This is a genomic window from Flavobacterium sp., assembly GCF_040402955.1.
Classification (GTDB): Bacteria; Bacteroidota; Bacteroidia; order Flavobacteriales; family Flavobacteriaceae; genus Flavobacterium.
The window spans coordinates 51067-64465 of sequence record NZ_JBBALQ010000005.1 but is presented as its reverse complement, the minus strand read 5'-3'; the positions used below and the strand labels follow the sequence as shown (position 1 = coordinate 64465).

10 protein-coding genes are annotated in these 13399 nt (G+C 30.2%); 1 reads left to right on the top strand and 9 read right to left on the bottom strand.

What is annotated here, in order from left to right:
* Positions 1–14 precede the first annotated feature (14 nt).
* The 6 genes from rodA to purH form a co-directional block, all read right to left on the bottom strand.
* Positions 15–1271 (bottom strand): rod shape-determining protein RodA, encoded by a 1257-nt coding sequence (rodA, locus tag ABWP78_RS04165; protein WP_353169411.1) that lies wholly within the window; start codon positions 1269–1271, stop codon positions 15–17.
* Positions 1272–1336: 65 nt separating this feature from the next.
* The gene (locus ABWP78_RS04160; RefSeq protein ID WP_353169408.1) at positions 1337–3289 is read right to left on the bottom strand and encodes a peptidoglycan D,D-transpeptidase FtsI family protein; all 1953 of its coding nucleotides are present in this window, start codon (positions 3287–3289) and stop codon (positions 1337–1339) included.
* Positions 3286–3729 (bottom strand): rod shape-determining protein MreD, encoded by a 444-nt coding sequence (locus ABWP78_RS04155; protein ID WP_353169407.1) that lies wholly within the window; start codon positions 3727–3729, stop codon positions 3286–3288. The genes ABWP78_RS04160 and ABWP78_RS04155 overlap by 4 nt, the downstream gene beginning before the upstream one ends.
* A 62-nt stretch (positions 3730–3791) precedes the next feature.
* A complete protein-coding gene (gene mreC, locus ABWP78_RS04150; RefSeq protein WP_353169404.1) occupies positions 3792–4628 on the bottom strand; it encodes a rod shape-determining protein MreC in 837 nt (278 codons plus the stop codon).
* An 11-nt stretch (positions 4629–4639) separates the two neighbouring features.
* Complete coding sequence (locus tag ABWP78_RS04145) at positions 4640–5668, bottom strand: rod shape-determining protein (protein ID WP_291240904.1); 1029 nt, start codon at positions 5666–5668, stop codon at positions 4640–4642.
* A 141-nt stretch (positions 5669–5809) separates the two neighbouring features.
* Positions 5810–7336 carry a bifunctional phosphoribosylaminoimidazolecarboxamide formyltransferase/IMP cyclohydrolase gene (gene purH, locus ABWP78_RS04140; RefSeq protein ID WP_353169402.1) on the bottom strand — a complete coding sequence of 509 codons (1527 nt, stop codon included), beginning with the start codon at positions 7334–7336 and terminating at the stop codon, positions 5810–5812.
* A 155-nt stretch (positions 7337–7491) separates the two neighbouring features.
* On the opposite strand from purH, the gene ABWP78_RS04135 reads away from it, so the two are divergent.
* Positions 7492–8742, top strand: a complete 1251-nt coding sequence (locus tag ABWP78_RS04135; RefSeq protein ID WP_353169400.1) for an ABC transporter permease — start codon at positions 7492–7494, stop codon at positions 8740–8742.
* Between the two features lie 73 nt (positions 8743–8815).
* Here the strand turns inward: ABWP78_RS04135 and ABWP78_RS04130 are convergent, their stop codons facing one another.
* The 3 genes from ABWP78_RS04130 to ABWP78_RS04120 all read right to left on the bottom strand — a co-directional run bounded on the left by ABWP78_RS04130 (position 8816) and on the right by ABWP78_RS04120 (position 13340).
* The gene (locus tag ABWP78_RS04130; protein WP_353169397.1) at positions 8816–11527 is read right to left on the bottom strand and encodes a carboxypeptidase regulatory-like domain-containing protein; all 2712 of its coding nucleotides are present in this window, start codon (positions 11525–11527) and stop codon (positions 8816–8818) included.
* Between the two features lie 13 nt (positions 11528–11540).
* On the bottom strand, positions 11541–12407 hold the full coding sequence (locus ABWP78_RS04125) for a GLPGLI family protein (protein ID WP_353169395.1): 867 nt from the start codon (positions 12405–12407) through the stop codon (positions 11541–11543).
* 96 nt (positions 12408–12503) lie between these two features.
* Entirely contained in the window at positions 12504–13340 is an 837-nt protein-coding gene (locus ABWP78_RS04120; RefSeq protein WP_353169393.1) for a GLPGLI family protein, read from the bottom strand.
* Positions 13341–13399: the final 59 nt, after the last annotated feature.

Here is a 13399-nt window from a genome sequence, read left to right as displayed (position 1 = left end):
TTTTAAATAAAGTTTTACCACTCATTAACTTTATTTGCATCCAGCTTAATAAAGATAAAAAGCATAATAGTAAACGCCCACAAACTAGAACCACCATAGGAAAAAAAGGGAAGTGGTACTCCAATAGTTGGGAACAAACGTATTAGCATAGCAATATTTACAAAAAAGTGCGTAAATAAATAGGTGGCTACACAATAGCCATATACCCTACTAAATCGTGTTTTTTGCCTTTCTGCTAAGTATAAAATTCTAATAAATAAGCTTACAAATAATCCAATAACCAACAAATTTCCAATAAATCCCCATTCTTCACCTACTGTAGTAAAAATATAATCGGTATGTTGTTCTGGTACGAAACCACCTTTTGTTTGTGTACCTTCTAAATAACCTTTTCCAAATAAACCGCCTGAACCAATGGCTATCATAGATTGATCTAAATTGTATCCTTCGGCTTTCATATTTACATCTTTTCCTAAAAGCACATTAATACGATCTTTTTGGTGGGGTTCTAAAACTTTATCATATACATAACTAACCGAAAACGAAAAAAGTGAAATTGCGATAAAAATCAACCCATACACAATTGGATTCCGAGAAATCAGTCGATTAAATATAAAATGAATTACCATAAATATTCCAATAAATGAAATCAAGTAAATAGGTTTTATAATAAGTGCTAAAAGGAAAGTAGCAATGGAAATGGCTCCAGTCCACAAATACCAACCAGGTAATCCTTCTCTGAATAGAACAAAAATTAAAGATAAAAAAATCATAGCACTACCGGTGTCTGGTTGCAATAAAATAAGCAAAACTGGGAATCCTATAATTGCAAACGCTATATATTGAAAATTCTTTTTGGCTAAGTTTACTTGTGCATCACTTAAATATTTAGATAAAAGCAAGGCTACAGCAGTTTTTACAAATTCTGAGGGTTGAAATCCAAATCCTCCAAATTGGTACCAGTTAGTTTGTCCTTTTTTGCTAACTCCAAAAACAAATAATCCCAAAAGTAAGGCAATTCCAATTCCGTAAAAAACAGAAGAAAATCGCTCAAAAATTTTTGAATCTATAAATAAAATCGAAAATATTATTGGTATTGTAATCAACATGAAAATCATTTGTCTGCCATAATTCAAGCTGAAATCAAATGTGTATTCTTGATTAGCAGGTACCGTTACGGAATATATCGTCATCCATCCAAATACTACTAGGATGAAGTATAACAAAATAGTTATCCAATCAATGGAATTACTTATATCTTGGTTTTTCATTTGTGTTTATTTTCCGATTTGTTTTGGAAATTTTTAGGATGTTGAAAAATATAATTATTTTTGTTCTACGTCATTTTTTTCTTTTCTTCCTTTTTCTTGTCTTTTTCTACTTCTTTTTTAGATTTTAATTTCATTCGAAGCGAATCTGCTTTATCTAACTTAGGTTTGTGAATGGAATCTTTATTAGGATATAACTTTCTATATTGCCAATTTAAGTTTCCTTCTAACATTCGCTTTTCTAAATCTGTACGAGTAATTTTCTTATTTAAATATTTTTCAATCATCAGCGTAGCAATCGGTCCAGCCCAAGTATTTCCAAAATGCCCATTTTCTACAATCACTGCAATGGCAATTTTCGGACGAATTCTTGGTGCAAAAGCTACAAATTCAGAATGGTCTTCAAGCTGAACGCGTTTTCCATTTATTTTGGCAAAATTTTCAGCAGTACCTGTTTTCCCGCAAATTTCCATACCTTCTACTCCTAAACCAAAAGCAGTTCCGCGGTTATAAACGTCAAATAAACCATTTACTACTGGATCAAAATGTCTTCTGTCAATAGTTGTAATATGTTTTGTGGTATATTTTGAATCTATTTTTTTACCTTTTATATTTTTAATAATATGAGGGGTGTAATAGTAGCCCCTATTTGCAATAGTAGCCATCATATTTGCCAATTGAATAGGTGTCATAGAAACTTCACCTTGACCAATTGAATTTGAAATAATGGTAGTAGAACGCCATCCGCCATTGGGATAAAAATGCTCATAAAATTTAGAAGTTGGAATATGTCCTTTTCTACCTGGAGGTAAATCGTATCCCATAAATTTTCCTAAACCAAAACTTTTAAGGTGATTGGCCCAGGCATCAACACCGTCTTTTGGTCTTTTGTATTTTTCAATGGTACGTTTATATACATTTGCAAAATACGTGTTACAAGATTTATATATTCCAAAATTTAATTGTATCACACCACCCGGACAGTGGCAACGCATAAATGCACCACGTCCATAGGAAAATCCATGATTACAAACAAAAGACGTTTGGGTATCAATTACACCTTCTTGCAAACCAACTAAACCGGTAAGAATTTTAAAAGGAGATCCTGGAGGAAATTCACCCAATAAACCCCTATCAAATAAAGGTTTTGCAATGGAATCATTGTATAATTTTGTATAATTTTTTGAGCGTTGTCTACCAACTAATAAAGCTGGATCATACGATGGCGCAGTTATTAAAGCTAAAATTTCACCTGTACTCGGTTCAATTGCTACAATTCCGCCACGCTTGTTTACCATCAATTCTTCACCATATTTTTGTAATTCTCCATCTATAGATAAAGTTACATCGCTACCTTGTTTAGCGATGGTGTCAAATTTTCCCTCTTTATAAGAACCAATTTCTTTATTATGTTTGTCTTTTAGAATGTATTTTACCCCTTTTACACCCCGTAACATTTCTTCATAAGCTTCTTCAACACCCTGCCTACCTATTAAATCGCCGCTTTTATAATAAGGATTATCTTTTATAATGGCATCATTTACTTGTGTGATAAATCCGAAAATATTTGCGCCATGTTTTGTTTGATATTCTCTTAAGGAACGTTTTTGAATATAAAACCCAGTGTATTTTCTGATTTTTTCTTGAAAACCAGCAAATTCTAGTTTATTTAATTGCGTTAGAAAAAGCGAAGGTAATCTTGGGCTATAAATTTTTGCTTTTCCTATTTTTTCTAAAAAATCTTCTTTTGTAATTTGAAGAATTCTACAAAATTCAAGTGTGTCAATTTCTTTTACTTCATTAGGAACAACCATTATATCATATGATGGCTGATTGGCGACTAATAGCTTTCCGTTTCTATCGTAAATATAACCGCGTTCTGGAAAATCGAATTTTATTTTTATGGCATTATTTTCCGATTTTATTTTTAGAGTATCATCAATAATTTGTAAATAAAAAAGACGAACCAATAACAGGATAGCGGATATAATGATAAGGGTTGGTAATAAAGTCTTTCTCATCGTTTATTTGGTTTAATCAAGTAAATACTAATAATACAAATTGCAAATGTGAAAAGGGTACTTAGAAGTGTTCTCGTGATGATTTCAAAAAATAAATCGAACCGATATAATTCTAAACTAAAAAGTATCAAATGATGAAATACGATGGCAGACATAATAAATGTAAACCGGTCTACAGATAATTTATCAGCTATTCTAATGGTTTGGTATTCGTAACTTAAACCGAAAGCAAACTTTAAGAAAAAAGGTCTAAAATAGGCTAAAAGTAAAGAAGCAGTTGCGTGAACGCCGCCACTATCGCAAAATAAATCCATAAGTAAACCCAAACAAAAACTTGCAGCTATAAAACCAGATTTATTAGAGTTTATTGGATATAAAATAATAAAAAGCACATACAAATAAGGATTTATCCAACCGCCTAACTTTACCTGTTCAAGCACAACAATTTGTATTGTTAGCAAAACAATAAAACGTATTAAATTAAATAGAAAGTTACTATTCATTATTGCTTTGTTGGGTCTTTTTTTGTTTCTGCTTCGAGTGTTTCTTTTTCTTTTTTCTTTTTATTTTCAATAACATATACATAACCAAGTGATGTCATATCGTTGAAAAGTCTTACATTGATAACAAACTTGTTACTTGTTTTTTCAGCAAAAATTTGTTCGATTTTTCCAATTGGAATGTTTTCAGGGAATATGGCAGATTGTGCTCCAGTAACAATAGTATCGCCTTTTTTTAATGTGGCTAATTTCGGCACATCAATAAGTTGCACATAACCTGCATTTTTTCCATCCCAAGTTATTGAACCAAAATGATCTGAATTTTTTATTTTTCCGTTTAATGGATTCTTCGTGTGCAGAATGCTAATTACTGTAGCGTAATTTTTGGATGTTTTTTCTATAATTCCCACCACGCCTTTATCGCTAATTACAGCCATATCGGTTTTCAGACCTTCAAACGAACCTTTGCTTAATGTTAAAAAATTTTCTTGTTTTGTGTAAGAATTTTTTATCACTTTTGCTTGTCTCACTACAAAATCCGATAAAATATTTGGCACTACAATTTTACTTTCTAAAACAGTGTCTTTTTTATTGAATAAAATTTCTTTTAAACGTGCGTTTTCTCTCGCTAAATCTTCATTTTTTTGTTGCAGGACAAAATATTCTTTAACGCTATTAATTTGGCTATACGTGTAACCTGAAAACGCATTTGAAGAATTAATATACTGGCTTCTATGATAAGAATGTGATTTAATTGTAAGCGTTAATGAAATACCCAAAAGCAGCAAAAACAGCAATTTATAGCTGTTTTTTATAAGAAAAATTATAATTTGCTGCATGTATTACGAGCTTATTTAATTAAAATATTTTTGTACTTAGCTAAGTTTTTAAGTGTCATTCCAGTTCCTCTTACTACCGCTCTTAAAGGGTCTTCGGCGATATAAACTGGTAAATCTGTTTTTAATGAAATTCGTTTATCTAAACCTCTTAACATAGAACCTCCACCGGCTAAATAGATACCTGTATTGTAAATATCTGCTGCTAATTCTGGTGGTGTTTGAGATAACGTTTCCATAATAGCATCTTCAATTCTTTGAATGGATTTATCTAATGCTTTAGCAATTTCTCTATAAGAAACATCAACTTGTTTTGGTTTTCCAGTTAACAAATCACGCCCTTGAACCGACATATCTTCAGGAGGACTTTCTAAGTCTTCAATAGCTGCACCAATTTGTATTTTAATTTTTTCTGCAGTAGTTTCACCCACAAATAAATTGTGTTGTGTTCTCATGTAGTAAATAATATCGTTGGTGAATACGTCTCCAGCAATTTTAACAGATTTATCACAAACAATTCCCGCTAAAGCAATAACGGCAATTTCTGTAGTTCCACCACCGATATCAACAATCATATTTCCTTTCGGTTGCATGATATCAATTCCAATACCAATTGCAGCTGCCATTGGTTCGTGAATTAAATATACTTCTTTTCCGTTAACACGTTCTGCAGATTCTTTCACCGCACGCATTTCTACTTCTGTAATTCCAGAAGGAATACAAATTACTAAACGTAATGCTGGTGTAAAAAGTTTTTTCTTTAATGCAGGAATACTTTTAATTAACATTTGAAGCATTTTTTCAGAGGCATCAAAATCGGCAATTACGCCATCTTTTAGTGGACGAATTGTCTTTATGTTTTCGTGGGTTTTCCCTTGCATCATGTTGGCTTCTTTACCAACAGCAATAATTTTCCCAGTGATTCGGTCTCTAGCAACAATTGAAGGACAGTCTATTACGACTTTATCGTTGTGTATTATTAATGTATTTGCAGTACCAAGGTCAATTGCAATGTCCTCAGTCATAAAGTCAAAAAATCCCATATTTATTGAAGGGTTTAGTATTTTGTGTAAATCTATTCAACTAACAAAAGTATAAAAATAAATTGGAATTATTTAAAATAAAAACGCATTAAAAAAATATTTTTTAATGCGTTTTAAAATGCCAGTATTTTTATACTGTTTTTAATGTTTAAAATGACGCACACCAGTCATCACCATCGCCACATTATTAGCGTTACAATAATCAATACTTAACTCGTCTTTTATGGATCCACCTGGTTGAATAATAGCAGTAATTCCTGCTTTATTTGCAATTTCTACACAATCAGGAAATGGGAAAAAAGCATCACTTGCCATGACTGCTCCAGTTAAATCGAAATCAAATGTTTTGGCTTTTTCAATGGCTTGATTTAAGGCATCAACTCTTGAGGTTTGTCCAGTTCCAGATGCACAAAGTTGGCGATTTTTAGCAAATACTATGGAGTTCGATTTAGTGTGTTTGCATATTTTTGATGCGAATAATAAATCTTCAATTTCTTCTGCTGTAGGAGCTGTTTTTGTAGCTATTTTTAATAATTCAGCTGAATCGGTTATGTTGTCTTTATCTTGAACTAATATTCCGTTTAAGCACGTGCGAATTTTTTTTGCAGGTAACGCAACATCGTTTATTACCAATATGATACGGTTCTTTTTTTCTTCTAAAATATCAATAGCTTCTTGGTCATAAGAAGGTGCGATAACTACTTCGCAAAATAGCTTATTAATTTCTTCAGCTGTTGCGACATCAATGTTTCCATTTGCAATTAGCACGCCACCAAAAGCAGAAGTAGGATCGCCAGCTAAAGCATCTAAATAAGCTTCTTTCATTGTAGGTCTAGTAGCTAAACCACAAGCGTTATTGTGTTTTAAAATAGCAAAAGTTGGATCGTTATACTTAAATTCGTTAATTAAATTTACAGAAGCATCAACATCTAATAAATTATTATAAGACAATTCTTTGCCGTGTAATTTCGTAAACATTTTATCGAAATCTCCAAAGAAAAACCCTTTTTGATGGGGGTTTTCACCATAACGTAAAATTTGTCCTTTTTCTTCGCTAATTTTTAAATACGTATCTTCAGTATTGAAATAATTAAAAATGGCCGTATCGTAATTTGATGAGGTATGAAAGGCTTTTGTAGCTAATAATTTTCTTTGTTCAGTAGAAGTAGCACCTTGATTTTCAGTATAAAAATTTAAGAATGTAGCATATTCATCTACAGAAGCAACAATTACAGTATCTTTAAAGTTTTTCGCTGCAGCGCGAATTAATGAAATTCCGCCAATATCAATTTTTTCAATACTATCAGCTTCACTTGCACCCGAAGCTACTGTTTTTTCAAATGGATATAAATCTACAATTACCAAATCAATCTGAGGAATATCAAATTCTGTCATTTGAGCTACATCGCCTTCGTGATCTTGACGATTTAAAATGCCACCAAAAATTTTTGGATGTAAGGTTTTTACTCTACCGCCTAAAATTGATGGATAAGAAGTTACATCTTCTACAGCCACAACAGGAACTTGCAAATTTTTAATAAAATCTTCCGTTCCACCCGTAGAATAAATCGTAACATTATTTTGATGAAGGGCTTTAATGATTGGTTCTAAACCTGTTTTGTCAAATACAGAAATTAATGCTGATTTGATTTGTTTTGTGTGAGTCATTATGTTGTTGTTTGTTTTGAACTGCAAAAGTAACAATTTGAATAAGATAAACCAATAATTCCATTCTGTAAATGAGCAACTTTTTCAAATAATTTTCCTTTAAAAATTGTAACAAATTGTACTTTTTGACTACAAATATTTAAGATGTTAATTTTATGATACTATATATACGTTTACTTAAAGAAAGTTTTGCTTTTGCTTTTAATGCTCTGAGAAGTAATAAATTACGAACATTTCTTTCTTTGCTTGGAGTTACTGTAGGAATTTTTTCTATAATTGCTGTTTTAGCTGCGGTTGATTCTTTGAAGAAAAATATTGTAGACAGTTTAGACGGGATGGATAAAAACACCATTTATTTATTCAAATATTCTTTTGGGCCAACGGAAGTAGAAGAATGGAAGCGTGATCAATTTCCGCATGTAAAATATGATGAATATCAATATTTGCAAAAAAGTATGACAGATATTGATAAAATTTCATTTAATTTTTTTACAAGTAATCAAAATATAAAATATGATGAAAATACAGTAAATTCTATTCGTGTAAAACCTTCTACAAATGAATTTTTTGAAATTGAACCTTTTAAAGTAGATAAAGGAAGATTGTTCAATGAGGCAGAATCTAATTCAGGTACCTCAGTAATTGTTATTGGTAGTGAAGTTGCGGATGGATTATTTAAAGGCAATGAACCTATTGGAAAACAAATTCGGTTATATGGTCAACGATTTACAGTAATTGGTGTGTTGAAAAAAATGGGTCAAAACGCCTTCGGCGATTCCAATGATGTAGCGGTTTTTTTACCAGTAAATAATATTAGAAAATTATATGGTGACAACAGTACAAATTTTACACCAGCCATATTAATAAAACCAAAAGCCGGAGTTGATATTGAAGAGTTTAAAGCGGAATTGACTAATAAAATGAGAAATATAAGAGGTTTGCGAGCGGGAGAAATTAATAGTTTTTTTGTAAACATTCTGTCTGGTTTTACCAATTTTATTGATGATATAATTGGTAAAATGAATATTGCAGGTTGGGGAATAAGTATTTTTTCTCTTTTAGTTGGTGGCTTCGGAATTGCAAATATTATGTTTGTTTCTGTTAAAGAACGCACTAATTTAATTGGAATTCAAAAAGCTTTAGGCGCAAAAAACCGATTTATCTTGTTTCAATTTTTATTTGAAGCTGTTATTTTGGCCATGTTTGGTGGTTTAATTGGAATCGTTTTGGTTTGGTTAATTGCCTTAGTTTTAACAAACGTTTTAGATTTTGAGTTTGTTTTGAGTTCTTTTAATATTTTATTGGGTTCAGGTTTATCGATAATAATCGGTTTAATATCAGGAATTTTGCCTGCTATTTCAGCTTCAAGATTAGATCCTGTAGAAGCCATTCGTACAGGAATGTAATTCTTTTATTCAATAAAAAAACCCGATTTGTTTTTGATACAAATCGGGTTTTTTGGTTTTATACTTGTATTAATTATAACACGTATTTTATGCTAAATACCACAAAACGCGGTTGCACATAAAAACTTGAAAAGTTTGTAGACCCACCTAAGGCATTAAAACTATTGTCGTTTAGTGCTGTTGTATTTAATAAGTTGGTAGCACTTATTTTATATTCAAATTTACTATCTCTTTTTTGATATGATAATGATGCGTTTAAAAAATCATATTCGGTATCAATAGTTTTCGCTTTATCCCTATTGTGATAAAAATTATATTCTGTTGTAAATGAAAAGGCATCTAAAAAGAAATATTCTAACGTTACAGATGGATTATCTATATAAAATATTTGTTCTTGATAATCGTTTATATCGAATTCATATGTCAATTCTATATTTGGTAATTTTTTTAAATTGGTTGAAAATCCAATTTTATAATTTTGTGTAAATGATTCAGTGTTCTGAATAAACTCAGAATTATCAGGATTTACACGAATATTATTATTTGAGCTTTTACTCATACTTGCTGAACCATCTGCTTTAAAATATCTTGCAAAAGATCTACCATAATTAAATCTTCCTGAAAGCGACTCATTTGGAAAATTGGAATTAATATTTACAGAACTTGAAACCTGATTAACACCAGTTAATAAAGCACGGTTAGTAATAATTTCGGTTTGTTTTGTATAGGTTATATTAGCAGAAATATTTTCCATATTAAACATACTAAATTTAAAAAAACGCAAAGAGTGCACTTGTGAAATGGAATTTTCTAAAAATCTATTTCCGCTATATAAACTGTTATAATTAGAAAACACGTATCCTTGAGCCAATTTAACTACATCTGTAAAATTATTGGTTAACGAGAAATTATAGGTTAATGATTGTGATTTTTTCATTTGCCATAAGGCATAAAAATCAGGTAAAACTGTATTGAAGCTCATTTTATTTGTACTGTTCAATTGGGTGTCGTTAGTATTAAATTTATGTAAGGTAACACCTGGATTAAAAGTAAATTTCCCTACCAACATTTTGTAATGTAAGCCAACAAAAGCATCGTTAAAAACATAATTTACTTGATTGGTGTTTTTGCTATCGGACAAATTATTTTGTGAGCCATTATCTAAAATTTGGAACATATTAGTATTAAAATTTTGATACGAATACGTGTTACCAATTGTAACATTAATATTACTTTTTGGTGTTACCATGTAATAATAATCAAACTTTGCATCTGTTTTGTTTGTTTTTACAAATCTGTTTTGACTAATATTATTTCTTGTTTGAGTACTATTATAACCAGATAAAATAAAAGGTTGTATTTGTAAATTGGCATTGTAAAACGGATCTTCTTGTTGAAATAAGTTTTGCATTTCAAAAGCAAATACATTTTTGTCATTAAGCGTATAATAATAGTTTAAGTTTTGATTTAAAGAAATAGGTTGTTGATTTTTTTCTGTTAAAATATTCCCTTGCAAACTAGACACTACATTTTGTCTTTCCAACTGATCTGATGTTTTAAGTAATGCATCATAATCAAGGTGCATTTTAGCAGATGGTACGAAGCTACTACTTAATTTAAATAATCCTAAATTGTTTCTCTGTCTAGAAATGTCTTTACGTGTTTCCGAAATATTTACTGTAGAACCATTTGGCAATCTATCTACACGATTATATATGTTGTCCGTTTGTAAATCGGTTTTGCTGTACGAATAAATACCAAATCCGCTAATTGTCCATACTTTTGATGGATTATAGGAAAAGTTCGCCGCACCAAATTTTGTATCAATATTTTTTGCACGATTGTTTCTCAATCCCAAAATTCCCAAATCGTTTGAAGAAACATTGAAACTAGAACCTCCTTTTCGCATCATATTTTTAAATCCTCCAGTAAATTTAAAATAGTCTTGTGTGGTAAGTGGTAACTCGCCAATATTATTTAAATTTCCAATCAAATTTACGCTATATTTTGGACTGTAATAAAATAATTTTGGATTAACGATACTTCTGTTTTTCGAGTCTATAATTCCTTCACCAGCTAGCACATCACCAAACCAAAAGTTGGTTTTTCCTTGTTTTAGTTTTATATTAATAGCAATGTTTTCTTCATTATTTTCTAATCCTTTTAAATTAGAAACTTCGTTATAATTTCTTAATACTTGTATTTTATCAATGGCATCGGCAGGTATGTTTTTTACACCTAATTTGGTGTCACCATCAAAAAAATCTTTTCCATTAACCATTAATTTTTGTGCTGTTTTTCCTTCTACGGAAATTTCACCGTCTTTGTTAACAGATACGCCAGGTAGTTTTTTAAGTACATCTTCTAATTTCTTTTCGGTTCCATTAGTAAACGAATCGGAATTATAAATAATAGTATCGCCACTTATTCTTACAGGCATTTCTCGAACAATTTCAACCGTTTCAATGGTGTTTGAACTTGATAAAACAATATTAAAAGTTTGATTTTCTTTTGTAGTCGTAATTTTTTGTTCAAAAGGCGCATAACCTATATAACCGGCTTTAATAATATATTCTGTATTGGCTTTTAAGTTTAATGAAAATTCTCCTTTTTCACTGGTGATGTTGTACGCATCCATCGCTTTTGTAACTTGGTTTATGGCCATTACATTGGCTGTTTCTATAACCAAATTGTCGCTATCTTTTAGAATTCCTGAAACTTTTACCGATTGTGCGTAACTCATTCCGACAAGAAATAAGCTTAGTACTAAAATTATTTTTTTCATTTAAGTCTGTTTGTTAATTTTTTGTTTCACGAAACATAATTGTGCCGCCATTGTCTTCCATTTGTTTTTGCATTTTTTTCTCGTATTTTTCATACTCTTTTTTGGAAATGACTTTACCAGAATTCGGAATTTTTATTTTAACTATTTCGTTGTTTTTTAAGCTTACTTTGGTGCAAAAGTAAATATAATTTTCATTTTCAAGTTGTAATATTAATCCCGGTAAGCCCCATACGCCATTTGGACCAAAACTAACAGGTATTTCACTCGTGTACCAAGCTGTAATGGTTTTTGGTTCTGGTTTTTTCATTTCAAATAATGAAGATTTTCCGTTCTTTGTTTTTTCTTGATAACGTTCGTATGCCTCTAAATCATTTTTAGAAACGGGTTCAACATAAGTTGCTTTTACACACTTATAATCACCAATTATTTTTGTTTCGTTGGAAATTTCCCAAGCAATTTTTGGTAACGAATCTTTTATCACAAATTCATCACCAAAAATATCTTCTTCAGTGTATGAAATTTTATCTTTTGTATTCATGTATTTATTTCCGTCACCAGACATACTTACAGAAAAAGACACGCCACCTTGCGTTGGATTTGGTTTTTCTAATGCTACAACTTCTTCAAAAAGCGCTTCATTTTTATTGAAAGTTAATAAATAGTTTTTTTGAAATGCTTTTTTCATTGCATCTTCAAATGCTTCTTTATCTATCCCGGCTAAAGCATCTTCCGCTGAAGCTTTTTCAGATTCTTTTGAAATAGAAACTGTTTCTTTTTTAGATTTATTCTGAATCGTTTGGTATTCTACTTTTCCATAAAAATCTTGCCCAAAAAGGGTTGCAGAGAAAAGTAATAAAAAGAATTTAGGTAAATTTTTCATAGTATTTGGAAATTTAATTTTTAAGAATTACTAATATAAATAATTATTAGACTATTTTTTTATTTATTTGTTACAAAATTAATTAATCTTCATTTTTTAGAATTTAGATTTAAATTCTATAACTCCATTTTCATTTGTCATACTTTTTATTTTTTCTTCTTTTAATTGTTCAAATTCTTTCTGAGTTACTTTTTTGCCCGTTTTAGGTTTAATTATTTCCGTTTTTTCTTTTGGGTTTAAAATAACTTTAGAACATAAAATGGTTGTATTTCCATTATGTAATTCAAGAATTAATCCTGGAAGTCCCCAAAATTTATCTGGTCCATTGGAAATTGGAATATCCAAAGTATACCAGGCTTCAATAATTTTTTCTTTAGGCTCTTTTAATGTAATAAAATTAGTTTTTTCGCTTTCTATTCTTTTTTTAGATTCTTCGTAGTTTTTCCAATCTTTTTCTGTTACTGGAACTATAATTTGTGCTTTATAGCAATTGTAACTTCCTATTTGCTTTTGTTCATCTTTTATGATCCAATTCATTTTTTCAAGTGAATCACAAACCAAAAATTCTTTCCCAAATATATCTCCTTCGTTTATAAAATTATTTGTTTTTAAATTTTTATAATACTTTGTTTCATTACCTGAAAAATTAGATTGAACTTGAAATTCTCCACCTTTTGGTTTTGGCGAATCTAATTTTTTTTCCGTTTGATAAATTGATTCTTGCTCGTTAAACGTTAGAGTATACTCTTTTTCTTTACTTTTTTTTAAACTTTCCAATATTTTTTCTTGCATCCCAGGATCTAAAGTTGAACTTGAGATTTGAGTATCACTCATATTTCTAATTGAGGTATAATAAGCTATTCCTTGGAAATTTTGTGAAAAGCTATATGTACAGATCAGTGTGCATAGCGTAATTAAAACATTTTTTTTCATTTTTTCATTTTTGAGTTATTATGCAAAGAAAAGTTGTTTTGTTTTAACCGAGCGTTAAT